General features: G+C 60.8%; 30 protein-coding genes. 28 read left to right on the top strand and 2 right to left on the bottom strand.

Annotation, left to right across the window (positions count from 1 at the left end; genetic code table 11):
• The 8 genes from rplF to RMO18_RS09555 all read left to right on the top strand — a co-directional run.
• Positions 1–124: 50S ribosomal protein L6 (rplF, locus tag RMO18_RS09590; RefSeq protein WP_405054039.1), on the top strand; the 124-nt coding region annotated here is incomplete at its 5' end.
• 11 nt (positions 125–135) lie between these two features.
• Complete coding sequence (gene rplR / locus RMO18_RS09585; protein WP_309665524.1) at positions 136–495, top strand: 50S ribosomal protein L18; 360 nt, start codon at positions 136–138, stop codon at positions 493–495.
• Positions 496–611: 116 nt separating this feature from the next.
• The gene (rpsE, locus tag RMO18_RS09580; protein WP_309665521.1) at positions 612–1,190 is read left to right on the top strand and encodes a 30S ribosomal protein S5; all 579 of its coding nucleotides are present in this window, start codon (positions 612–614) and stop codon (positions 1,188–1,190) included.
• 2 nt (positions 1,191–1,192) lie between these two features.
• Positions 1,193–1,387 (top strand): 50S ribosomal protein L30, encoded by a 195-nt coding sequence (rpmD, locus tag RMO18_RS09575; protein ID WP_309665520.1) that lies wholly within the window; start codon positions 1,193–1,195, stop codon positions 1,385–1,387.
• 360 nt (positions 1,388–1,747) lie between these two features.
• Positions 1,748–2,101: a MerR family transcriptional regulator gene (locus tag RMO18_RS09570; protein ID WP_309665519.1), complete on the top strand. Its 354-nt coding sequence runs from the start codon at positions 1,748–1,750 to the stop codon at positions 2,099–2,101.
• The gene (locus RMO18_RS09565; RefSeq protein ID WP_309665518.1) at positions 2,098–3,111 is read left to right on the top strand and encodes an aldo/keto reductase; all 1,014 of its coding nucleotides are present in this window, start codon (positions 2,098–2,100) and stop codon (positions 3,109–3,111) included. The genes RMO18_RS09570 and RMO18_RS09565 overlap by 4 nt, the downstream gene beginning before the upstream one ends.
• Positions 3,112–3,118: 7 nt before the next feature.
• On the top strand, positions 3,119–3,757 hold the full coding sequence (locus tag RMO18_RS09560; RefSeq protein ID WP_309665517.1) for an NAD(P)-binding domain-containing protein: 639 nt from the start codon (positions 3,119–3,121) through the stop codon (positions 3,755–3,757).
• Positions 3,758–3,793: 36 nt separating this feature from the next.
• Positions 3,794–4,786 (top strand): zinc-binding dehydrogenase, encoded by a 993-nt coding sequence (locus RMO18_RS09555; protein ID WP_309665516.1) that lies wholly within the window; start codon positions 3,794–3,796, stop codon positions 4,784–4,786.
• A gap of 35 nt (positions 4,787–4,821) precedes the next feature.
• Here the strand turns inward: RMO18_RS09555 and RMO18_RS09550 are convergent, their stop codons facing one another.
• Together RMO18_RS09550 and RMO18_RS09545 are read right to left on the bottom strand one after the other, a co-directional pair.
• Positions 4,822–5,634: an anti-sigma factor gene (locus tag RMO18_RS09550; RefSeq protein ID WP_309665515.1), complete on the bottom strand. Its 813-nt coding sequence runs from the start codon at positions 5,632–5,634 to the stop codon at positions 4,822–4,824.
• Positions 5,631–6,248: a sigma-70 family RNA polymerase sigma factor gene (locus tag RMO18_RS09545; protein WP_309665512.1), complete on the bottom strand. Its 618-nt coding sequence runs from the start codon at positions 6,246–6,248 to the stop codon at positions 5,631–5,633. Before RMO18_RS09545 ends, RMO18_RS09550 begins: the two co-directional genes overlap by 4 nt.
• Positions 6,249–6,599: 351 nt before the next feature.
• On the opposite strand from RMO18_RS09545, the gene RMO18_RS09540 reads away from it, so the two are divergent.
• The 20 genes from RMO18_RS09540 to RMO18_RS09445 form a co-directional block, all read left to right on the top strand.
• On the top strand, positions 6,600–7,574 hold the full coding sequence (locus tag RMO18_RS09540) for an MBL fold metallo-hydrolase (RefSeq protein ID WP_309665511.1): 975 nt from the start codon (positions 6,600–6,602) through the stop codon (positions 7,572–7,574).
• 26 nt (positions 7,575–7,600) lie between these two features.
• A complete protein-coding gene (locus RMO18_RS09535; protein WP_309665510.1) occupies positions 7,601–8,059 on the top strand; it encodes a tetratricopeptide repeat protein in 459 nt (152 codons plus the stop codon).
• Between the two features lie 55 nt (positions 8,060–8,114).
• Positions 8,115–8,546 (top strand): DoxX family protein, encoded by a 432-nt coding sequence (locus tag RMO18_RS09530; RefSeq protein WP_309665509.1) that lies wholly within the window; start codon positions 8,115–8,117, stop codon positions 8,544–8,546.
• 218 nt (positions 8,547–8,764) lie between these two features.
• On the top strand, positions 8,765–9,262 hold the full coding sequence (gene rplO / locus RMO18_RS09525; RefSeq protein ID WP_309665508.1) for a 50S ribosomal protein L15: 498 nt from the start codon (positions 8,765–8,767) through the stop codon (positions 9,260–9,262).
• Between the two features lie 142 nt (positions 9,263–9,404).
• Positions 9,405–10,766, top strand: a complete 1,362-nt coding sequence (gene secY, locus RMO18_RS09520; RefSeq protein WP_309665507.1) for a preprotein translocase subunit SecY — start codon at positions 9,405–9,407, stop codon at positions 10,764–10,766.
• A gap of 5 nt (positions 10,767–10,771) precedes the next feature.
• Entirely contained in the window at positions 10,772–11,422 is a 651-nt protein-coding gene (locus tag RMO18_RS09515; RefSeq protein WP_309665506.1) for an adenylate kinase, read from the top strand.
• Between the two features lie 180 nt (positions 11,423–11,602).
• Positions 11,603–11,971, top strand: a complete 369-nt coding sequence (rpsM, locus tag RMO18_RS09510; protein WP_309665505.1) for a 30S ribosomal protein S13 — start codon at positions 11,603–11,605, stop codon at positions 11,969–11,971.
• 12 nt (positions 11,972–11,983) lie between these two features.
• Positions 11,984–12,379: a 30S ribosomal protein S11 gene (gene rpsK / locus RMO18_RS09505; protein WP_309665504.1), complete on the top strand. Its 396-nt coding sequence runs from the start codon at positions 11,984–11,986 to the stop codon at positions 12,377–12,379.
• A gap of 118 nt (positions 12,380–12,497) precedes the next feature.
• Positions 12,498–13,514: a DNA-directed RNA polymerase subunit alpha gene (locus tag RMO18_RS09500; protein ID WP_309665503.1), complete on the top strand. Its 1,017-nt coding sequence runs from the start codon at positions 12,498–12,500 to the stop codon at positions 13,512–13,514.
• A gap of 137 nt (positions 13,515–13,651) precedes the next feature.
• Positions 13,652–14,065: a 50S ribosomal protein L17 gene (gene rplQ, locus RMO18_RS09495; protein ID WP_309665502.1), complete on the top strand. Its 414-nt coding sequence runs from the start codon at positions 13,652–13,654 to the stop codon at positions 14,063–14,065.
• Positions 14,066–14,275: 210 nt separating this feature from the next.
• Positions 14,276–14,869 (top strand): autoinducer binding domain-containing protein, encoded by a 594-nt coding sequence (locus RMO18_RS09490; RefSeq protein WP_309665501.1) that lies wholly within the window; start codon positions 14,276–14,278, stop codon positions 14,867–14,869.
• Between the two features lie 56 nt (positions 14,870–14,925).
• Positions 14,926–15,513, top strand: coding sequence for an acyl-homoserine-lactone synthase (locus RMO18_RS09485; RefSeq protein ID WP_309665500.1), 588 nt, complete (start codon positions 14,926–14,928; stop codon positions 15,511–15,513).
• Positions 15,514–15,648: 135 nt separating this feature from the next.
• Positions 15,649–16,956: a replication-associated recombination protein A gene (locus RMO18_RS09480; protein WP_309665498.1), complete on the top strand. Its 1,308-nt coding sequence runs from the start codon at positions 15,649–15,651 to the stop codon at positions 16,954–16,956.
• 72 nt (positions 16,957–17,028) lie between these two features.
• Positions 17,029–17,379 (top strand): CrcB family protein, encoded by a 351-nt coding sequence (locus tag RMO18_RS09475; RefSeq protein WP_309665497.1) that lies wholly within the window; start codon positions 17,029–17,031, stop codon positions 17,377–17,379.
• Entirely contained in the window at positions 17,376–18,422 is a 1,047-nt protein-coding gene (locus tag RMO18_RS09470; RefSeq protein ID WP_309665495.1) for an RluA family pseudouridine synthase, read from the top strand. The genes RMO18_RS09475 and RMO18_RS09470 overlap by 4 nt, the downstream gene beginning before the upstream one ends.
• Positions 18,423–18,474: 52 nt before the next feature.
• Positions 18,475–19,182 (top strand): ATP12 family protein, encoded by a 708-nt coding sequence (locus RMO18_RS09465; protein ID WP_309665493.1) that lies wholly within the window; start codon positions 18,475–18,477, stop codon positions 19,180–19,182.
• Positions 19,183–19,419: 237 nt separating this feature from the next.
• Positions 19,420–20,454 (top strand): amino acid ABC transporter substrate-binding protein, encoded by a 1,035-nt coding sequence (locus RMO18_RS09460; protein WP_309665491.1) that lies wholly within the window; start codon positions 19,420–19,422, stop codon positions 20,452–20,454.
• 129 nt (positions 20,455–20,583) lie between these two features.
• The gene (locus tag RMO18_RS09455; protein WP_309665489.1) at positions 20,584–21,861 is read left to right on the top strand and encodes an ABC transporter permease subunit; all 1,278 of its coding nucleotides are present in this window, start codon (positions 20,584–20,586) and stop codon (positions 21,859–21,861) included.
• Positions 21,862–21,892: 31 nt separating this feature from the next.
• Positions 21,893–23,296, top strand: a complete 1,404-nt coding sequence (locus RMO18_RS09450; protein ID WP_405054038.1) for an amino acid ABC transporter permease — start codon at positions 21,893–21,895, stop codon at positions 23,294–23,296.
• Positions 23,297–23,306: 10 nt separating this feature from the next.
• Positions 23,307–23,939, top strand: a 633-nt coding sequence (locus tag RMO18_RS09445; protein ID WP_309665485.1) for an amino acid ABC transporter ATP-binding protein, incomplete at its 3' end; no start/stop codon positions are given.

Here is a 23,939-nt window from a genome sequence, read left to right as displayed (position 1 = left end):
TCAACAGCAGGTTGGTCAGGTCGCCGCGAACATCCGTGAATGGAAAAAGCCAGAGCCGTACAAGGGCAAGGGCATCCGTTACAAGGGTGAATTCGTGTTCCGCAAAGAAGGCAAGAAGAAGTAAGGGAACAAATCATGGCGAACACAAAAAGAGATTTGTTCCTGAAGCGCCGGATGCGCGTACGGAACAAGATCAAGGCAACGTCCCACGGGCGTTTGCGTCTGTCGGTCCACCGCTCGTCCAAAAACATCTCGGTCCAACTGATCGACGACGTCAAGGGCGTGACCATTGCGGCGGCCTCCTCGCTGGAGAAGGAATTCGGCGTGGTCGGCAAGAACAACGTGGAGGCAGCGGCCAAGATCGGTGCCGCGATTGCCGAACGTGCCAAGAAGGCTGGGTTCGAGGAATGCTATTTCGACCGCGGCGGGTTCCTGTTTCACGGCAAGATCAAGGCCTTGGCCGATGCTGCGCGTGAAGGTGGCCTGAAGTTCTAAGACACGCGGGGGACGTTCGCGTCCCCCCGATGATCCGGGCCCCGGACCTGATCCGGACCGCACTAGGATTGGCCATGTACGGCGCGGGCTAAGCGCCACCATTGAAGGAATGCCATATGGCAGAACGTGAACAACGCCGGGACAATCGTGGGGGCAATGACCGCCGCGACAACCGCCCGGAAGAAACGCCGGAATTCGCCGACCGTCTGGTCGCGATCAACCGCGTGTCGAAAACCGTCAAGGGTGGCAAGCGCTTTGGCTTTGCCGCACTCGTCGTTGTCGGCGATCAGCGCGGTCGTGTTGGTTTCGGCAAGGGCAAGGCGAAGGAAGTGCCCGAGGCGATCCGCAAGGCCACCGAACAGGCCAAGCGCCAGATGATCCGCGTCGCACTGCGTGACGGACGCACCTTGCACCACGACATGGAAGGCCGCCACGGCGCCGGCAAAGTCGTGATGCGCACCGCCGTTGCCGGTACCGGCATCATCGCCGGTGGCCCGATGCGCGCCGTGTTCGAAATGCTGGGGCTGCAGGATGTGGTGGCCAAGGCCATCGGCTCGTCCAACCCCTACAACATGGTGCGCGCCACCATCGACGGCCTGAAAAAGGAAACCAGCCCCCGTCAGGTCGCGGCACGCCGCGGCAAGAAAGTGGCCGAGATCCTGCGCAAGCCCGAAGCAGACGTGGTGGAGGCCTGATCATGGCGGATAAGAAAACCATCGTGGTCAAGCAGGTGGCCTCTGCCGCCCGCCGCCCGGCCAAACAGACCGCGACCCTCAAGGGTCTGGGCCTGAACAAGATGAACCGCACGCGTGAGCTGGAAGACACACCTTCCGTCCGCGGCATGGTCAACAAGATCTCGCATCTTGTGACCATCATCGAAGAGCGTGGCTAGGCGGAAGGCGCGCTGAAGCGCACCCTAGGCAAATCACAAACGCCCCGCCGCAAGGTGGGGCGTTTTGCTGTGTGATATGGTGCGAGGACATTTCGATCCGCTGTCGGCGCATCGGATTGTTCATTGTCTCCCAGAGTCATGACCACCGCGCATGTCAGGTCGACTTCTGGGAACATGTAGTTCGTGGAAGCCCGCCGGAGTCCGTCGATCAGAATGACAAGCTCTGGTTGCTTTGACCTTCGCGCCTCACCTTGGCCAAAGAAGGCAACGGCTGCCGGCAAACAATTATGAATCACCGCATTGACTTCGAGTGTGCTCGAAGTTGTAGACGGATTGCATCATTGGTTCACGGGTGACGGAATGTACACGATCGACCAGGCAGCAGCACAGTCGGGACTGACGGCGCATACCCTGCGCTACTATGAAAAGGCCGGGATCCTACCCAGTGTCGGGCGCAATGGCGGTGGCCATCGGCGCTATTCGGAAAGTGACCTTGGCTGGATCAGATTTGTATCCCTGCTCAAGGCCACCGGCATGCCCCTGGCGGACATCCGGGCATTTGTCGCCGCCGAAAAGCGCGGCGAGGCTGGCCGCCGCAGCAAGATCGCGGTGCTGCAAAGCCATCGCGCCCGCATGACGGCGGCGATGGCTGAACTGGGAGCCTTTCTTGAGAAGATCGATCAAAAGATAGCATATTACGGAGATAAATCATGACATTACCACTGCGCACATTGGGGCGGACCGGGTTGCAGGTAAGCCCGCTCACTCTGGGCAGCATGCAGTTCGGCAGCCTGGTTGACGAGGCCGAGGCGGTGCGTCTGACCGACATGGCGATCGAGGCCGGGATCAACAGCTTTGATACCGCAAACTGCTACACAGGTGGCCGGTCGGAGGAGATTCTGGGTCGCGCCCTGGGAAAGCGGCGGGCGAAGATCGTGCTGGCCACAAAGTTTTCCGTGCCGATGGACCCCACCGATCCCAACGCTGGCGGCACCTCGCGGCGCAACGTGATCGCGGCCTGCGAGGCCAGTTTGCGGCGGTTGGGCACTGATTACGTCGACCTTTACTACATCCACCGCCCGTTCACCCAGACCGCAATTGATGAAACCTTGCGCGCCCTCGATGATCTGGTGCGGTCAGGCAAGATCCTGTCAATCGGCACGTCCAGCTTTGCCGCCTGGCAGATGGTTCAGGCGCTGTGGTGTGCAAAAGACCTGCATCTGAACCGGCCCGTTGTCGAACAGGCGGCATACAGCCTGCTGGACCGGCGCGCCGAGCGCGAGCTTGTTCCCGCAGCCCTGACCAATGGCGTGGGCCTGACCGTCTGGTCGCCGCTGGTTGGTGGCTTGCTGACCGGCAAGTATCTGCATGGGAATGACGCCAAGGTACGGCTTTCTCGTGATGATGCGGCCTGGGGTGCGCGGCATTTCACCCCGGCCGCCGATGCTGCCGTTGCAGCCTTGTCTGCCGTGGCCGAAAAGGCCGACATCACCCTTACCGCGATGAGCCTTGCCTGGACCTTGCAACGACCGGGGATTGCAAGTGTCGTGCTAGGCCCGCGCAACGTAGCACAGTTTGCCGAGCAACTGGCCGCACAAGCGGTCACCCTGCACGCAGAGCTGTTGGCCGAGATTGACACCATCGTGTCACCGGGCGGCGTGACCGTCCCCTACTTTCTCGACGATTCCTGGGCTGATTTCCGGCCGCAGCCCTTTGGATGGTGAATTGACCATGCAAACCATCGGAATTCTTGGATCAGGCCCGGCAGGGCGCACCTTGGCCGGGGGGTTTCTGCGGCTTGGACATCGGGTGATGGTGGGGTCGCGCACGCCGGGCAAGCTGGACGAATGGCTGTCACAGGGCGGAAGCAACGCCGCCACCGGCACCTTTGCCGAAACGGCAAGCTTTGCCGATGTCGCCATCCTGTCCGCCTTGGGCACAGCTGCCGAAGATGTCGTGCGGTTGGCGGGTGCTGTCAACCTTGCGGGCAAAGTGCTGATCGACGCCAGCGACCCTCTCGACTTTTCCTCGGGGCGACCGGGCTTGTTTGTGGGCACTACGGATTCCCTTGGTGAACGCATTCAGCGACTGGTCCCCGATACGTTCGTGGTCAAGGCGCTGAATACGGTCCTCGCCGAGGTAATGGTCAATCCAGCGCTCAGCGGCGGTGATCCGGATATGTTCATCGCTGGTGAAGACGCCAAGGCAAAACAAGTGGTGACCGACCTGTTGGTCGCGTTTGGCTGGCCGGTCGTCGACCTGGGCGGCATCGAAAACGCGCGCTGGCTTGAGGCGATGAGTCTGGCTTGGGTGGTTCACTCGCACAAGACCGGCAAGATGCATCACGCGTTCAAGCTGGTCGGCAAATGAGAAAGCGCATTTCATGATCCCGAAAGGATTGGCACGATGCTAGCTATCGAGATTCAAGCTGTCGGCGGGCCGGACGTATTGCGTGCGGTCGAACGGCCGGTTCCAAAGCCAGGCCCCGGCGAGGTGCTGATTGCGCAACAGGCGATCGGTGTTAACTTCGTGGACTTGCAGCACCGGCAGGGTGCGCCTTATCCAGCCCTGCCGCTGCCCTTCGTGCCCGGCATAGAAGCCGCCGGCATCGTGGTCAAAGTTGGCCCCGGTCCAAGCATTTTTCGCGAAGGCGACCGCGTTGCCTATGCCGGCCCGATGCCGGGCGCATATGCGGAATATGCAGTCGTTGCCGAGGATCTGGTGGTTCCGGTGCCCGACGGTGTCAGCTTTGTGCAAGCTGCCACTGTTTTGATGCAGGGCATGACGGCGCATTATCTTGCGCACGATGCCCACCGCATTCAGCGTGGCGAGTGGGTTTTGGTACACGCAGCGGCAGGTGGCGTGGGGCGGTTTCTACTGGCTTATGCAAAGTCGCTTGGGGCGCAGGTTATTGGCACCAGCCGCAGTCCGCAACGCCGCGCCGCCATCATTGCTGCAGGCGCGGATCACGCCATGTCGCCCGGTGACCAGAACTTTTCTGCACAGGTCGTGGCACTGACCGCAGGATGCCACGTAGCGTATGAATCATTGGGCGGGGTCCATTTTCTGGAGGCCCTGAAGTGCCTTAGAACCCGCGGAGATCTGGTCAGCTATGGTCTCGCGTCCGGCCCGGTTCCAGCCTTTGATGTGGCGCGACTGGCGGGATACTTTGATGCCGACATAAACGGATCCTTGCGAATCTCGCGTACGTCTCTGGGCGATTTCGTGCCCACTGTCGCGGCACTGCGCAAACGCGCTGCTACGGTGTTTGCCGATACAGCAGTAGGCCTTCTGGCGCCCGAGTCCGCAACCTGCTTGCCTTTGACCCATGCGCAAGCGGCGCACGAAGCGTTTGCTGCGGGCTCAGATCGAAAACTGGTGCTGGTCCCGATTATGTAACCCGGCCCATCGTCATAGTCGGAAGATTGGTCGGCCTAGAAACCGGTTCTTGCACTGTAAAGCTTGTGGAACGCGCTCATGTCGGTGGCTGAGGCATCCGAAACGCTCCAGAACAACAGCCCGCCGGCTGACCATCTGGCAAAGCTGTAGCCATCCAAAGTGCTGGTTCGCAGCGGTTGCACAGGCCCGTGGTTGGGCCATACGAATAGATTCACGATATGGTCGTTCCGCCGATAGACCAATGCCGCCACCACACGCCCGCCCAGATAATCGACCCGGCCCCCGACAAGCGGAAACCCCTGATCCGCAAGATCCACAACCGGCGGCGAAAAATCGACCTTACCGTTGAACCAGGGCCGAACCGTGTGCTGATCCGACGTTTGCAGGTCTACCAGATGATTGGCGAGCATCGACCGAATATGGCTGGCCAGCACCTCTTGCTGCAGCCCACCGTCCCGAACCGGATTGAACGTCAGGATGATAGCAAAGCCAAGCGCAGCCATCGAAGGCGCAGCGCCCCAGCGGCCCACCAGCTGCCATACACGCGTCAAGAGGGTTGGCCCCGAGACGCCCGTTGGTTGCGGGGCCACTTTCACCGCCTGAGAATGCTCGAGTGCGACCGCCGAGGCGATCGACGTACGCAACGCGTCGGGTGCGGCCCAGCGAACTTCATCTTGTTTGATGCGCCGTTTCATCGTCTGAATTTCGGTCAAGGCGGTCCTGCACGCATCACACCCGTCAATGTGGCGCTCCATCGCAAGCGTCGTCTCCGGGTCCAACGCGTCATCCGCCAGGCTGTGCAAGCGGATGGCCCAATCTGGACAGGACAGTGAAATTGGCTCGTTCATGACAGAGATCCTTGATCGTTGCCGAGGGCTTTCCAAGCCAAGCCGAATTCGTGCCGCGCCCGCGCCAGCCGCGACATCACCGTTCCGATCGGGACTTCGATGATCTCCGAGATCTGTCGGTAGGAAAAATCCTCGAATTCCCGCAGTACCAGAATTTCGCGCATTGCCTCGGGAAGCATTCCAATCACCTCGCGTACTCGCAGCGATTCAGATTTGCGGATCAGCGCCATCTCCGGCGTGTCTTGATCACAGGCAAAAGCGTGTGCCGCAGGCCCTTCGGCCTCGTTGCCGCTGTCGGGATTGCCCGGTAACGGAAACTCTACCCGGGCCTTGCGCCGTTCGCCCTGCGCCCAGCTGCGATAGCTGTTTCGCACGATGGCAAAGATCCAGAACCGCGCATCCCCGCCCCGGTACTGCCAAAAGCTGCGATAGGCCCGCAGGAACGATTCCTGCACGATATCCTGCGATGCGTCGGGATCGCGCGACAGGAAGCGCGCGAAATTGTAGGCCGCATCCAGATGCGGCAGAACCGTCTCATGGAACCGGGCAAGGGTGATCTGGGCCTGTTCCGCAGGCGGCGTTGGCGCGGACAAATGGTTGTTGGCATCGTCCATCGGCTAACGCATTCCCACAGGCCGGGGCCTGTTTTGTGGTCCAGTCTTGGCCATGGTTTCCGCCCGTCGCCTTCCAGCTTTGCCTTGTCGCAGCCAAGGCATGTCCCGCACGAAACAGCCCCTGCCTTACCAGACGGTTCAGACCGCTCGTTTATTCCATCCCCTGGCAGAAATTCGTGTTCGCGGGCAGTTTTCAACGAAACTGAATTTAAGTGATATCTATCAAATGCTTATAAGAAACATCCCATCTCATCGGAATAAACCGCCCAATCCCCTGATCTTGTTGACGAGTTCGGCAGATCCGCCGCGCCGCACGATTGACGCTACCTCGTCCATTCAGGAGTAACGACCATGACCAATTTCACCCGCCGCAGCATCATTGGGTCCGCCACAGCCGCCGCTGCCTTCGGCCTTTCGACAAAACTTGAATTCATCGGGCCAGCCTTTGCCGAAATGGCGGACGAGCCGAGCGTCGGCTTCTACCGATACATGATCGGCGATATCGAAGTTACGGCGATCTATGACGGGATCTGGCGCAAGCCGCATGACCCGACCTTCATCAAAAACGCCACCGTGGATGAGACCAAGGCAGCGCTGGTTGCCGCCGGTCTGCCCAGCGAATTCATGCCAATTCCGGTCACGGTCATGGTGCTCAAGATCGGCGACCGGCTGGTGATGATGGATGCGGGTTCGGGCGTCGGTCAATGGCAAGAGAATGCGACCAACCTGCCCGCCAACATGGCCGCCGCCGGCATCGACTACAAGAACATCACCACCATCGTCATCTCGCATTTCCACCCGGATCACATCTGGGGCCTGATGGAAAAAGGCACCAACGCCCCGATCTTCCCGAATGCCGAACTCATTGTGAATGCGGTCGAATACAACTGGTGGACCGATCCCAGCCGTCTGGCGCTGCTGCCCGAAGGCCGCAAACCCGCCGGAAAACGTATCGCCTCGGTGTTTCCAACATGGAAGAACTGGACGCTTGTCGACGACGGTGCCGAGGTTCTGCCGGGCGTCCACATGCTCGCAGCACCAGGACACACGGCTGGTCACTCGGTGTTTCTGGTGGACTCGGGCAGCGACCAGTTGATGGTTTCGGCCGATACGATGTATGTTCCTGCACTGCTTGCTCCGCATCCGGAATGGCAAGGCGCTTACGATATGGACGGACCGATGGCAGTGGAAACGCGCCGCCGCCTGATCGACCGCGTCATTGCCGACAACATCCAGATTTCCGGCTCGCATTTTCCGTTCCCCGGCACCGGCACGTTCGTCAAGGACGGCAACGCATACGGTTTCACGCCCACGGTTCAAAGCTGACCCAGCAAGCAAGAAAGGTTATGATCATGTCGAATTACTTGTTCCTTCAAACCCTGTGCGCTCTCAGCGTTTCGCTGGCCTGCTTTGTGGCGCAACCAGTGCTTGCCGTCGACGATCCGAATTCGACGACGGCACCGGACCTTACCTCCGTCCGCGCCAAGATTGCGGCAGAAGACTATCCTGCCGCATTGGAAGAACTGCGCGATCTGGCCGAAGACAACCAGCAGGCCGATGTCTACAATCTGATGGGCTTCGCGCTGCGCAAGACCGGCGATTTTGAGACGTCGCTGTCCTATTACACCAAGGCGCTGGAACTGGAGCCCGAACACAAGGCCGCGCACGAGTATTTGGGCGAACTTTACGTCGAGACCAACGATCTGGCCAAGGCGAACGAGCAGTTGGAAATCCTCAAAAGCCTGTGCCCTTCTGGCTGTGATGAGCTTGAAGACCTGCAAGCGGTGATCACCGCAAAGGCAGGAAACTGAAACCGGTGGGCAGGCATCATTTCATGCCTGCCCACCCAACACCCCTTGGATCTCCATGACACTCTCGCATCCACTCCTCGGTCAACGCCAGATTTCCGTGGCGCTTCTGGCCGCGCGGCTCCTCCTTTCCCTGATTTTCGTTCACGAAGGGATCACGCTCTCAACGCACTTTGGCGGCGCAATGGCCTCCTTTGCCAAGCTCGGGATCCCGGCGCCGATCCTGCTCCTCACGATCGCGCTGCAGCTTGGGGCCGGTCTGTCTGTTGCTCTGGGCCTGTATGCGCGGATCGGCGCGCTGCTTCTCGCGCTCTTTTGCATCGCTACCGCTTTGTTGTTTCACACCGATTTCTCCAGCCAGAATGAGTTGCTGCACTTTGAGAAGGACTTGGCCATGGCCGGTGGACTGATCGCAATTTCAGTGTGCGGCGCAGGCGGGATCGCGTTGGACACCATCGTCAGAAGGGTCCGCGCCGCTTGCAAATCGTAAGGTACGGACACCTACCCCGCCATGCCGGTTGGCATATCGAACGGCAGGTGCCAACCTTGAAAAAACGGGCCACGAAAACGCCAAGCAGCAAACTTGCATGACTGCGTTCGTCAGTCTATACGCCCCCGGTGGCCCTCCATAGCCACAGAATCAACAAGAAACGCCGTGTTTGCCCCTGCCGTCGCAGCAAGGGCACCTCCGGCAAAGGAGAATGCGACATGAAACTGAATGAACTCGCCGACAACCCCGGCGCTGCCAAAAAGCAAAAGCGTGTGGCCCGTGGCCCAGGTTCGGGCAAGGGCAAGACGGCTGGCCGTGGTATCAAGGGTCAGAAATCCCGTTCGGGGGTCGCCATTGGCGGCTACGAGGGTGGCCAGATGCCGCTGTATCGGCGTCTGCCGAAGCGCGGCTTCAACAAGCCGAACAAAAAGCATTATGCCGTTATCAACCTTGGACTGATCGAAAAGTTCATCGGTCTGGGCAAGCTCGATGCCAAGCACGAGATCACCGAGGACGTGCTGATCGCAGCCGGCCTGACCTCGACCAAGCTTGACGGCATCCGTGTCCTGAACAAGGGCGAGATCACCACCAAGGTTACGCTGGTTGTCACCGGCGCATCTGCGGCGGCGGTCGAGGCGGTTGCGGCAGCAGGCGGGACCCTTACGGTTGCCCCGGTGCTGGAGCCTCACGGAAAGTCCAAGCGCAAGGCGCAATAAGGTGAAGCGCAAGGCGCAATAAGGGATTGTGAGCGACCGGAAGGTCGCTTACATCCTTACCAAGTTTTCCCGCGCCGCCGACCGGAGAACGGTTTGGCGGCGCTGTGCATGAAAGAGACCTCGTCTCGGAAAGAGTCTGGACATGGCATCAGCCGCAGAACAGATGGCCGCGAACCTCAGCTGGGGTGCGCTTGGCAAGGCGACGGATCTTCGCCAGCGGATCTTTTTCACCATTGGCCTGTTGATCGTCTACCGCTTGGGCACCTACATCCCGGTGCCGGGCATCGACGGCCAACAGCTGCGCGAATTCATGGCGCAGGCGGGGCAGGGGTTGGGCGGCATGCTCAACCTGTTCACCGGCGGCGCGATCAGCCGCATGGGCATCTTTGCGTTGGGCATCATGCCCTACATCAGCGCCTCGATCATCGTGCAGTTGCTGGGCACCATGTACGGGCCGTGGCAGCAGTTGCGCAAGGAAGGCGAACAGGGTCGCAAAAAGCTGAACCAATACACACGCTATGGCACCGTCGCTCTGGCGCTGTTCCAGGGCTACGGCATCGCCATGTCGATCCAGGGCGGCGGGCTGGCGCATTCGCCGGGGCCGTTCTTCGTGGCCTCCTGCGTGATCACGCTGGTCGGTGGCACCATGTTCCTGATGTGGCTGGGTGAACAGATCACCGCACGCGGCATCGGTAACGGCATCTCGCTGATCATCTTCGTCGGCATTGTGGCCGAAATTCCCGCCGCGCTGGCACAGTTCTTTGCCCAAGGCCGCTCAGGTGCACTGTCGACCCCGGTGATTCTTGGCGTGATCCTGATGGTGGTGGTGGTCATTACCTTCGTGGTGTTCATGGAGCGCGCTTTGCGCAAGATCCATATCCAATACCCCCGCCGCCAGGTGGGCATGAAGGTCTACGACGGCGGCTCTTCGCACCTCCCGATCAAGGTGAACCCCGCCGGCGTGATCCCGGCGATCTTTGCCTCGTCGATCCTGCTGTTGCCGACCACGGTCAGCACGTTCTCGGGCAGTTCGACCAACCCGGTGCTGTCCTGGCTGGCGGCCAACCTTGGCTACGGTCAGCCGCTTCATCTGGTATTCCTGGCCGCTATGATCGTGTTCTTCAGCTATTTCTACACCCAGAACGTGTCGTTCAAGGTGGACGAAGTCGCTGATAACCTGCGCAACCAGAATGGCTTCATCCCCGGCATTCGTCCCGGCAAGAAGACCGAAGAGTATCTGGAATATGTGGTCAACCGCATCCTTGTGCTTGGCTCGGGCTATCTGGCCCTCGTTTGCCTGCTGCCCGAAGTTCTGATCTCGCGGGTCGGGATTCCGTTCTACTTCGGCGGCACCTCGGTGCTGATTGTGGTTTCGGTGACGATGGACACGATCCAGCAGATCCAGTCGCATCTCTTGGCGCATCAGTATGAAGGCCTGATTGAAAAGTCACAGCTTCGTGGCCGCAAACGAACTGGTGCACCCAAAGCGCCAGCCCGCCGTTAGTCCTGATGCCGAACATCATCCTTCTGGGCCCGCCTGGGGCCGGCAAAGGCACGCAGGCCAAACGACTGGTCGACACCCGTGGCATGGTGCAGCTGTCCACCGGCGACATGCTGCGCGAGGCCAAGACCTCGGGCACCGAGATGGGCCGGCGTGTCGCCGAGGTGATGGAGCGGGGCCAACTGGTCACCGATGACATCGTGATCGGCCTGATCGAGGAAAAGTTTGCCCAGGGTGCCAAGGGGGGCTTCATCTTCGACGGCTTTCCCCGCACCCTGAAGCAGGCGGATGCGCTGGCTGAAATGCTGGCGCGCAACGGTCAGGCGCTTGATGCAGCGATCGAGATGCAGGTTGATGATGCGGCCTTGGTTGCCCGTATCACCGGGCGCACGACCTGCGGCAACTGCGGCAGTGTCTACCATGATGTCACCCATCCCACAAAGGTGCCGGGCGTCTGTGATGCCTGTGGCAGCCATGATCTGCGCCGCCGCGCCGATGACACCGAAGAGGCGCTGAAGACGCGGCTCATGGAATACTACAAGAAGACCTCGCCACTGATCGGTTATTATTACGCCAAGGGGCAGCTGACGGGTGTCGATGGTCTGGCCGAAGTCGATGCAGTTGCCGCCGCGATTGCAAAGGTTCTTGACAAAGCGTGAGAATCCTCGCCCCGCGGCCTTGACGGGCAGGTCAAAAGCCCCTAATGCACGGCGTCCCGCGGTGGAATCGCCATGCGGGCCTCCCCTATTGGGAGTTCGGATCGTCGGGGTCAGGCCCCTGACGGAGTTGTGAAAAAAGGTTCTGGCACGACGGAACCGCAACAGAAAAGGACGAAACGTTTGGCACGTATTGCTGGCGTCAACATTCCGACCGCGAAACGGGTTCCGATCGCGCTCACCTACATCACCGGAATCGGTCCGCACAACGCAGAGGCAATCTGCGCTGCGCTGAGCATCGACCGGGCTCGCCGTATCAACCAGCTTTCCGATAGCGAAGTGCTGGCGATCCGCGAATACATCGACGCAAACTTCACCGTCGAGGGCGACCTGCGTCGTGAAACCTCGATGAACATCAAGCGTCTGATGGACCTTGGCTGCTACCGTGGCCTGCGTCATCGCAAGGGCCTTCCGGTGCGCGGTCAGCGGACCCACACCAACGCCCGCACCCGCAAAGGCCCCGCAAAGGCCATTGCCGGCAAGAAGAAATAAGGGGGCCGAAACATGGCACGCGATACCAAGGCCTCCCGCACGAAGAAGAAAGAGCGCAAGAACATCGCCGCTGGCGTGGCGCATGTGAACTCTTCGTTCAACAACACCAAAATCCTGATCTCCGACGTTCAGGGCAACGCCATCGCCTGGTCCTCCTCGGGGACCATGGGCTTCAAGGGTTCGCGCAAGTCGACGCCCTACGCCGCCCAGATGGCCGCCGAAGACGCGGGCCGCAAGGCGCAGGAACACGGCGTGAAGACGCTCGAAGTCGAAGTGCAAGGCCCCGGTTCGGGCCGTGAGTCCGCGCTGCGCGCGCTGGCTGCTGTCGGCTTCAACATCACGTCCATTCGTGACGTGACGCCGCTTGCGCACAACGGCTGCCGTCCGCCAAAGCGCCGTCGGGTCTGACACAAGATTTTCTGCCGGGCTGCGGGGGTTGTCCTCGCGGCCCGGTTTTCGTCGTTTTCGATCCTCGGGCGTCCTGTTGCTTCGGACATCGGCAGCGGACAAGTATAGGGGCTTCAGCATGATCCATAAAAACTGGCAGGAACTTATCAAGCCGACGCAGCTTGTCGTGAAGGCGGGGGCAGATGCCGCCCGCACCGCGACAGTGATCGCCGAGCCGCTGGAGCGGGGCTTTGGCCTCACCCTCGGCAACGCATTGCGTCGCGTGCTGATGAGCTCGCTGCAAGGCGCGGCCATCACCTCGATCCAGATCGACAACGTCCTGCACGAGTTTTCCAGCGTTGCCGGTGTGCGTGAAGACGTCACCGACATCGTGCTGAACCTCAAGGGCGTCAGCATCAAGATGGAAGTCGAAGGGCCAAAGCGCCTGTCGATTTCGGCCAAGGGTCCGGGTGTGGTGACCGCTGGCGACATTTCAGAGAGCAATGGCATCGAGATTCTGAACAAGGATCACGTGATCTGCCATCTCGATGACGGTGCCGATGTGTTCATGGAATTGACGGTCAATACCGGCAAGGGCTATGTCGCAGCCGACAAGAACCGTCCCGAAGATGCGCCGATCGGTCTTATCCCGATCGACGCGATCTATTCGCCGGTCAAGAAAGTGTCCTACGAAGTCACCCCGACCCGCGAGGGCCAGGTGCTGGACTATGACAAGCTGACGATGAAGGTCGAAACCGATGGCAGCCTGACGCCGGATGATGCCGTGGCCTATGCTGCACGCATCCTGCAAGACCAGCTTGGCATCTTCGTCAACTTCGATGAGCCGGAATCGGCCAAACTGGGCGAAGTTGATGCGGGCCTCGAATTCAACCCGCTGCTTCTGAAGAAGGTCGACGAGCTGGAACTTTCGGTCCGCTCCGCCAACTGCCTGAAGAACGACAACATCGTCTACATCGGCGATCTGATCCAGAAAACCGAAGCAGAAATGCTGCGGACCCCAAACTTCGGCCGCAAATCCTTGAACGAAATCAAGGAAGTGCTGTCGGGCATGGGTCTGCATCTGGGGATGGACGTCGAAGACTGGCCGCCAGAGAACATCGAAGATCTGGCCAAGCGTTTCGAAGACCAGTTCTGAAATCGGGGTGCGTGGCAGCCACGCACCCTTCTAAAAATGCCCGCCCGGTGCGGGGAATGACTGGCGCAAGCCCAAGGTGAGCGGGGCCACACGTAGGCCCCGCCGGACAAAGCAAAACACGCGTGAGGAGATAGAAAATGCGTCACTCAAGCGGCTATCGCAAGCTGAACCGGACCCACGAACATCGCAAAGCGATGTTCGCCAACATGGCCGGCTCGCTGATCGAACATGAACAGATCAAGACCACCCTGCCCAAAGCCAAAGAACTGCGTCCGATCATCGAAAAGCTGATCACGCTGGCCAAGCGCGGCGACCTGCACGCCCGTCGCCAAGCCCATGCCCAGCTGAAGCAGGACATGCACACCGCCCGCCTGTTCGAGATCCTCGGCCCCCGCTATGCCACCCGTCAGGGTGGTTACGTGCGCGTGCTGAAGGCCGGCTTCCGCTATGGTGACATGGCCCCGATGGCGATCATCGAGTTCGTCGACCGCGATCCGTCCGCCAAGGGTGCCGCCGACCATGCGCGCACCTCTGCAGAAGATCAGGCCTGAGGCGACCAGCCACCGCCACCATCACTGACCGGAAGGCCCGCAGAAATGCGGGCCTTTCCGTTTTGTTGTGCGAACTTTGCTTAGTTCCGTGCAAGGCTTGATCACAGTAATGGACTTTTAACCGTGTGTCTGGCAGACCATAAGAAATCGGTCTAGGGTTGAGCGATTCCTAAATCGGGACTGTCCAGGTTGATGTCACAGAGTAAGCGATTGACAGAGTTGTATGAAGAGCTGAACCAACTGGCACCCGAAGGCTATGCTGTGGGCCTCCATATCCGTTTTGCCACGCCTCTGGTGTATTACAGCCGATATCCGGCCAAATGGGTCGCGTATTACAACGCCAATTCATACTATCTGCGCGATCCGTTAGTTTTTTGGGGCATCGGCACGACGGGCACCCGCCGGTGGAGCGAGATTCCGCTTCCCGATCCTTTTGGATTGCTCAAAAAGGCTGCTGGGCACGGAATGAAGTTTGGTGCGGTGTCGTCATATGGCCCCATTACGTCGCGTTCGATGACGGGAATCTGTCGCGCCGACAGAGAGTTTACGGATGCGGAAATGGCTGTGCTAAGTGATATAACAGCGCGTCTGCATATCGCGGCCAAACCGCCATCCGAACTGACCAGAGCGCAGATCGAGGCTTTGGAATGCATTGCAAATGGGGATCGTCACACTGCCGCCGCAGCTAAGTTGGGGATATCGGAAAGTGCCTTCAAAGCACGACTGACATCTGCGCGCATTCGATTGGAGGCGCGAACAACATCCGAAGCGCTCAGGAAAGCGCGGGAATATCGAATGCTTTAGGCAAGTGCGGCTCCCCTCTGAAAGGTTCTACCAGCCACCAGAAGGAGACGTAAGATATGGAAGTCACGACGCTGTCGTACGAAAATCTGCACAACCACGGCGAGTTGTTCGCCAATATGTTTCGGGCCCGCCACCAGGCCTTTATCGTTCAGAACAAATGGGACTTGCCGCATTCCAACGGCATGGAGTTCGATCAGTATGACACCCCGGCAAGCCGTTGGGTCGCCGTTCATCAAGATGGCGAAGTTCTGGCTGGCATCCGGCTGACACCCACAACGCATCGCTGCGGAATATACACCTATATGATCCGCGATGCGCAGAAGGGTCTGTTGGAAAGCATCCCGACCAATCTGCTTTATGAGCAGGCGCCCATTGCCGATCATATCTGGGAAAGCAGCCGGGTTTTCGTTTCGGAATCGGTGCCGGCCAATTTGCGGCTGCGGGTGCAATTGCAATTGCGCCATGAAATGGTGATCTCGGCGCGCGCTTTGGGTGCAACCTCCGTGCTTGGTCTTATTCCGGAAAATTCCCGCCGTCTTGGCCGTCGTGTTGGTCTTGATTGCGAACCTGCAGGCCCGATCATGGATATCGGCGGTCTGGATTGCGTCTGCGTGTCAATCAACATGGCCGCAAAGCTTCACTGATGCTGGCATATGTTAGCCCCGGTCCCGCAACGGGCAGACCACCAGGCGACCTGTTGCCATCCCCGGCGCCCCGCAAATGCGGGCAAGCTGCGCTTACGGCTTTTGCTTGCCGAAAAGCGGGCCTAGACTGCGCTGATGGCCGATCTCTTCGACACCACTGCCGCCCCGCCACAAGGTCCACGCCCCTTGGCCGACCGGTTGCGCCCGCGCAAGCTGTCCGAGGTCATCGGGCAAGCGCATGTGTTGTCCAGCGACGGCCCTTTGGGTGCGATGCTGGCGGCAAAAAGCCTGTCCTCGGTGATTTTCTGGGGGCCGCCTGGTGTTGGAAAGACCACCATTGCCCGCCTTCTGGCCGACGAAACCGATATGGCCTTCGTGCAGATTTCGGCAATCTTCACCGGGGTCCCCGACCTTCGGAAAGTATTCGAGCAAGCTAAGATACGGCGGCAGAACGGTCAGGGCACACTCCTTTTCGTTGACGAGATTCACCGCTTTAACAAGGCCCAGCAAGACGGTTTCCTGCCCTATATGGAAGACGGAACTATCCTTCTGGTTGGCGCCACTACCGAAAACCCCTCATTCGAGCTGAACGCAGCCCTTCTGTCGCGGTCCCAGGTCATCGTGCTGGAGCGGCTCACCCTCACCGATCTGGAGCTTCTGGCACAGCGGGCCGAACGCGAGCTTGGCCGCGCGCTGCCCCTGAAGGGTGAAGCGCGCGAGGCGCTGCTGGAAATGGCTGACGGTGACGGTCGCGCCCTTTTGAACCTGATCGAACAGGTCGCCGCGTGGTCGCTTACCGAAAGCCTCACTCGCGATGCCCTCGCTACCCGCTTGATGCGCCGCGCGGCCAAGTACGACAAGGCCGGCGAGGAACATTACAACCTCATCTCCGCCCTGCACAAATCCATCCGCGGCTCTGACCCGGATGCTGCCCTCTACTGGTTCGCGCGCATGCTGGAGGGCGGCGAAGATCCGCGCTTCCTCGCACGCCGCCTGACGCGCATGGCGGTGGAGGATATCGGGCTGGCCGATCCGCAGGCGCAAGCCATCTGTCTTGATAGCTGGCAAACCTACGAACGCCTTGGCAGCCCCGAGGGGGAACTGGCGCTGGCGCAGGCGGTGGTCTATCTGGCGCTCGCGCCCAAATCCAACGGGGTCTACACGGCTTACAAGGCCGCCCGCGCCTCGGCGCGCGACACGGGCAGCCATCCGCCGCCAAAACACATCCTGAACGCACCGACCAAGCTGATGAAGGAGATCGGCTATGGTGCCGGCTACGCCTATGACCACGATGCCGAAGACGGGTTCTCCGGGCAGACCTACTTTCCGGATGGCATGAAGCGCCCGGTCTATTACCTGCCCCCCGAGCGCGGCTTCGAACGCGAGCTGAAGAAGCGGATCGACTACTTCGCCAAGCTGCGCGCCAAGCGGCAGGGCAACTGATCCCCACCCTGGACGCCAGCTTCGTAGCTTGGCGAAGTTGACAAATCCCGCTGGGGGGCACAAAGACCCCCGATGATCTTGACCCTGACCCAAGTTGCCCTCGGCGGTGCCATCGGCTCGCTCCTGCGCTATCTGACCACGGCTGTGGTCAGCGCGCCGCTTGGTACTGCTGTCGTCAATGTTGTCGGCAGCTTTGCGATGGGGGTCCTGTTCGTGACCCTGTCCAGCCGCACCTCGCTCTCGCCGTTGCTGATGACGGGCGTGCTTGGCGGCTTCACAACGTTTTCGGCATTTTCGCTTGATGCGCTCAAGCTGTGGACGGCGGGCCAGACGACGGTCGCGCTGGCCTATGTCGGCGGGTCGGTGGTTCTGTCCCTTGTTGCCGTAGCCCTTGGCGCGGCCCTAGCCCGAGGCCTGACATGAGTGGCGTGAAACTTCTGACGGTCTCCGAAGACGAGGGCGAACAGCGCCTCGACAAATGGTTCAAGCGCCGTTTCCCGCAACTCACCCAAGGCGCCGTCGAAAAGATGTGCCGCACCGGGCAGGTGCGCGTCGACAGCGCGCGTGCCAAGGCGTCTGACCGCGTTATGCCCGGCCAGACCATCCGCATCCCGCCCCTGCCCGACACTGAGGCCCCCAGCCGCCCGCGTGACGGTGGCGTCAGTGCCGCCGATGCCAAGATGATCCAGGCCGCCGTGCTGTGGAAGGATGAGCATATCATCATTCTGAACAAACCGCCGGGCCTGCCCAGCCAGGGCGGTTCCGGCCAGGGCGACCGCCACGTCGACGGGCTGACCGAGGCGCTGAAGTTCGGCTTCAAGGACCGGCCCAAGCTGGTCCACCGGCTCGACAAGGACACCTCCGGCGTCCTGATGCTGGCCCGCACCGACCGCATCGCCCGTGCGCTCAGCGAAGCGCTGCGCCACCGGGCCGCGCGCAAGATCTACTGGGCCGTGGTCGCCGGCGTTCCGCATCCGCGCAAGGGTTCGATCAAGTTCGGCTTGATGAAGGCCCCGGGCCATGGTCGCGGCGGCGAGGGTGAAAAGATGGTCTGCGTCCACCCCGCCAAAATGGCCGACCACCCCGAAGCGAAACGCGCCCAGACCGATTACTTCACCCTCTGGTTCCTCGGCGCGCGCCTGTCGTGGATGGCGCTGGAGCCGGTCACCGGCCGCACCCACCAGCTGCGCGCCCACATGGCCGAAATCGGGCATCCGATCCTTGGCGATGGCAAATACGGCGGCTCGGCGCAGGAAAACGAAGGCGATGGCTGGGGCGCATCCATCGGCGGCGACCTGTCGAAAAAGCTGCATTTGCATGCCCGCAGCCTCAGCATCGAACACCCGATCACCAAGGAAATGCTGACCTTCACTGCGCCGTTGCCTGAACACATGGTCCGCACCTGGAAACTGATGGACTGGAAAGAAGCCGACGTGCCCGCCGATCCTTTCGAGGCGATAAGGTGAGGACGGCCAGATGAGGACGGCCAGATGAGGACGGGCAGATGAGGACGGGCAGATGACCGCCTGGGCAACCAAGCGTTTCTGGGCCAATGCGACGGCCGAACCCTGCGCTGGCGGCTTTACCGTGCGTCTGGACGCAAGGCCCGTGCGCACCCCCGCCAAGGCGGCCCTGGTCTTGCCAACCCGTGCGATGGCGCAGGCGATTGCCGACGAATGGGATGCGCAGACTGGCAAGGTCGATCCGCGCACCATGCCCTGCACCCGTGCCGCGAATTCGGTGATCGACAAGGTCGCAGTGCAGTTTGACGAGGTGGTCGACATGCTGGCGGCTTATGGCGGCACCGATTTGCTGTGCTACCGTGCCACCGGGCCTGATGATCTGGTGGCGCGGCAGGCCGTGGGCTGGGATCCCCTGCTCGATTGGGCCGCACAGCGGCTTGGCGCGCCTTTGAACGTCACTGCCGGGCTGATCCACATCGCACAACCTGACAGCAGCCTTACTGCCCTGCACGCGCTGGTGGCCTGCCTCACGCCGTTCCAGCTTGCCGCCTTCCACGACCTTGTTGCCATCTCGGGTTCGCTCGTTCTGGCGCTTGCGGTTACCCACCGCCACCTGGCCGCCGACAAGGCCTGGACCCTCAGCCGGATCGACGAGTTATGGCAAGCCGAGCTTTGGGGCACAGACGAAGATGCCGCTGCGCACGAGGCCCTGAAGCAGGCTGCCTTCCTGCAGGCAGACCGATTCTTTGCATTGTGCGGGTGACAATCCTGCTCAAATTCAGTGCAGTGCTGCCTCCAGCTGCCAAAGCAACCAGCCAAGTCAATGTAATCTGGCGATTTTCCTGATAGATCAGCGACCCGCTTGACCTTTCAAAGCGCTTTCGCCGAAACTGTCTGGCACTGGGAGAGGCTCACCTCCAACAGTTTCGCCCCCGCGAACCTTCGCAGGGCACCAAAAAACGCCGTTCGCGAAGAACGGTAAACTCAGGATGAGGTAAGAATGAACAAATCCGTATTCCTCGGCGCACTCGCTGCCGCAGCGTTGGTTTCGGGGATGGCAGCCGCCACGACCCTTGACGACGTGAAAGCGCGCGGCGAGCTGATCTGTGGCTCGAACACTGGCCTGACCGGTTTCGGCGCACCTGATGCCAATGGCGAATACCAGGGCTTCGATGCTTCGCTGTGCAAGGCGATTGCTGCGGCGATCTTCGGCGATGCTTCGAAAGTCAAATTCGTCCCAACCACGGGCGAAACCCGCTTCACCGCGCTGGCTTCGGGCGAAGTGGACCTGCTGGTCCGCAACTCGACCTGGACTTTCAGCCGCGACAACGACCTGAAGTTCGATTTCGTCGCCGTCAACTACTATGACGGTCAGGGCTTCATGGTGAAGAAGGACCTCGGCGTGTCTTCGGCCAAGGAACTTGATGGTGCCACCGTCTGCATCCAGACCGGCACGACCACCGAACTGAACCTCGCTGACTTCTTCAAGTCGAACAACATCACCTACACTCCGGTGACCGTGGCCGACGACAGCGAAGCGCAGCGCCAGTATGTTGCCGGCGCTTGCGATGCCTACACAACTGACGCGTCGGGCCTTGCTGCCTCGCGCGCCACTCTGGCAGATGCCGAAAATCACATCATCCTTCCCGAGATCATCTCGAAAGAGCCGCTCGGTCCGGTGGTGCGTCATGGCGACAACCAGTGGGGCGATATCGTGCGCTGGGTCTACTTCTCTCTCCTGATTGCGGAAGAGAAAGGCATCACCAAAGCCAATATCGGCGAAATCGTCGCTACGGCAGAAGCCGATGCTTCCTACGATCCGGAAGTGAAGCGTCTCTTGGGCGTTGGTGAAGAAGACATGGGCAAGATGATGGGCCTTGATGCGCTTTGGGCTCGCAACGCGATTGCTGCCAACGGCAACTATGGCGAAATCTTCGAGGCCAACATCGGGGCGTCCACCCCGATCGGTCTGGCACGCGGTCTGAACGCGCTTTGGACCCAAGGCGGCCTTCAGTACGCACCGCCGGTGCGCTGAACGAAAGACCATCCGGGCGCGCCGTAAGGCGCGCCCTTCTTCTTCACGACGCATCTCGGATCGCGCGGGGCCTGCCCTGCGCTATAATCGGCCAAAGCCGAAGCACGGTCCGGGGCAGGGGGTTTCACAATGGCGCTTGCCACCGATACGCCGGACACTGGCTTCCGGCTTTCCATGCTCATCTACGACACGCGGTTTCGCGCGATCACCATTCAGGTCATCGTGCTGATCCTGTTTCTTTTGTTCCTGGGCTGGCTCGCGGATAACACGATCCAGAACCTTGCCGCCAAGGACAAGGACATTGCCTTCGGCTTTCTGTGGAGCCGGGCCGGATATGACATCGACCAGCAGCTGATCCCCTATAACAACGACATGAGCCATGGCCGCGCCGCGATCATCGGGCTTCTGAATACCCTCGTCGTCGCCTTCTTTGGCTGTATCTTCGCCACGGTGATCGGGGTTTTCGTCGGCGTGCTGCGTCTGTCGAAGAACTGGCTCGTTGGTCGTCTGATGACCGTCTATGTCGAGGCGTTCCGCAACGTGCCGCTGCTTTTGTGGATCATCCTGGTCTATGTGATCCTGTCCGAAATCCGCCCGGCCCCCAAGGATTTCCGGGTGACAGACGAGATGGCCGCTGCGGGCGAAGCGCCTGCCGCCACGATGAACCTGTGGGATTCGGTCGCCATCACCAACCGCGGCTCCAACATCCCCGCCCCACTGCTCGATCGCCCGCTTGGCGGGTTCGAGGTGTGGAACATCCCCGTCAACTTCTCGGTGCTGGCCACCCTTGCCGTGATCATCGGCTCCGTCCTTGTCAACCGCGCGCTTTTGCGCCGCACAAAGGCGGTACAAGAGGCCACCGGCATCCGCCCGGTGATCTGGTGGAAAAGCCTGCTGATCCTGTTCGCGCCCACCATTCTGCTGCTGGCTGCGATGGGCTTTCATCTGGAATACCCTGCCCTTAAAGGCTTCAACTTTCAGGGCGGCCTGGCCGTCGCGCATTCCTTTACCGCGCTTCTGATCGCGCTCTCGCTCTACACCGGTGCCTTCATCGCCGAGATTGTCCGCGCCGGGATCATGGCGATCAGCCGTGGCCAATCCGAAGCGGCCTTTGCCTTGGGCCTGCGCCCCGGCCGCACGATGAGCCTGATCATCCTGCCGCAGGCTTTGCGGGTGATCATCCCGCCCTTGATCTCGCAGTTCCTGAACCTGACCAAGAACACCTCGCTCGGCATCGCGGTCAGCTATCTTGACCTGCGCGGCACCCTCGGCGGCATCACCCTGAACCAGACCGGGCGTGAGCTGGAATGCATGCTTCTGATGATGCTGATCTACCTCACCATCAGCCTGCTGATCTCTTCGGCGATGAATGCCTTCAACGCCTCCGTCAAACTGAAGGAGCGCTGAGATGACCGAACACGCCTTCGTCCGCGATGCCATGCTGCCCGCCCAGGTGCCACCAGTCACCGAACGCGGCGCGGTGAAATGGGTGCGCGAAAACCTGTTCTCCGGCCCGTTCAACACCGCGCTGACCCTGCTCGGCTTTGCCGCCATCTACTACATCCTGTCAACGTCGCTGCCCTGGTGGCTGAACGGCGTCTGGACAGCCAGCTCGCTGGGCGAATGCCGCGACATCATCGCCGCGAATGGCGGCACTGACGGTGCCTGCTGGGCGATGATCAACGCCCGCTGGCACCAGTTCATCTTCGGCTTCTACCCGCAAGACAGCTACTGGCGCCCGGTGCTGGCCTTTGGCCTGCTGTTCGTGGCACTGGCGCCGGTTCTGTATTGGAACGACCGCAAGGGGGCGATCATGGTCGCCATCGCCGGCGGGCTGACGGTGCTGGCGATGTTCAGCCTGTCGTCACCACTGTCGGTTGACCTCTTCACTATCGTCCTGATGGCGGCACTTCTCGGGTTGGCCTGGATGATGCCCCGCCAGCTGATCTGGGTGACGCTTCTGTATCCTCTGATCGCGTTCTTCCTGCTCTGGGGCGGGTCGGTGTGGAAACCGCTGGCAACCCTGCTGGGCTTTGCGGTGCTGGTCGTCGCCTACCGGCTGATCACGCCACGGCTGGGCGTCGTCATGGGCACGGCGCTGGGCTTTGTCGCGGCCTGCGTCTACTGGCTGGCGCTGCAAGGCTATGTCTCCGGCCCGCTGACGGCGCTGTGGGATCTGGGCCTGCCGGCCGTCAACTCCGACCAGTTCGGCGGCTTCCTTCTGGCCTTTGTGATCGGCGTCACCTCGATCACGTTTTCCTTGCCCATTGGCCTGATGCTGGCCCTTGGCCGCCAGTCCGACATGTTTCTGATCAAGACCCTCTCCGTCGGCTTCATCGAGTTTATCCGCGGTGTGCCCTTGATCACCCTCCTCTTCACCGCCTCGCTGCTGCTGCAATACTTCCTGCCACCGCAGACCAACTTCGACCTGATCTTGCGCGTGATCATTCTGGCCACGCTGTTCTCGGCCGCCTATATCGCCGAGGTGGTTCGCGGGGGCCTCGCCGCCCTGCCGCGCGGCCAGTACGAGGCTGCCGATGCCCTGGGCCTTGATTACTGGCAGGCCCAGCGGCTGATCATCATGCCACAGGCGCTCAAGATCTCGATCCCCGGCATCGTGTCCACCTTTATCGGGCTGTTCAAGGACACCACGCTGGTCAGCTTTGTGGGTCTGCTGGATCCGCTGCGCGGCGTGACTGCTATCGTGCGTGCCGACATCAACTGGAAGGGCATCTACTGGGAGCCCTACATCTTTGTCGGCGCGATCTTCTTTCTCATCTGCTTCAGCATGTCGCGGTACTCGATGTATCTCGAAAACAAGCTGAAGACCGACCATCGCTAGGGGACCAAAAATGGCTGAAGCGCAAACAAAGATGCAGGTCTCCGACGAGGTCGCAATCCAGATTCAGGCGATGAACAAGTGGTACGGCACCTTCCACGTGCTGCGCGACATCAACATGACCGTAATGCGCGGCGAACGCATCGTTATCTGCGGGCCGTCAGGGTCCGGCAAGTCGACGTTGATCCGCTGCATCAATCGGCTGGAGGAACACCAGCAGGGCAAGATCGTGGTCGATGGCACCGAACTGACCTCCGACCTGAAGAACATCGACAAGGTCCGGTCAGAGGTTGGGATGGTGTTCCAGCACTTCAACCTGTTCCCGCATCTGACGATCCTCGAAAATCTGACGCTCGCGCCGATCTGGGTCCGCAAGGTGCCCAAGCGCGAGGCCGAGGAAACCGCGATGTATTTCCTGCACAAGGTCAAGATCCCGGAGCAGGCGCATAAATATCCCGGCCAGTTGTCTGGCGGCCAGCAGCAGCGCGTCGCTATCGCCCGCTCGCTGTGCATGAAACCCCGGATCATGCTGTTCGACGAGCCGACCTCAGCCCTTGACCCCGAGATGATCAAAGAGGTGCTGGACACCATGATCCAGCTTGCCGAAGAAGGCATGACGATGATCTGCGTGACCCATGAGATGGGC

It is taken from the genome of Tabrizicola sp., assembly GCF_031377265.1.
GTDB lineage: Bacteria > Pseudomonadota > Alphaproteobacteria > Rhodobacterales > Rhodobacteraceae > JAUYQR01.
This window is presented reverse-complemented; position numbering and strand designations above follow the sequence as displayed.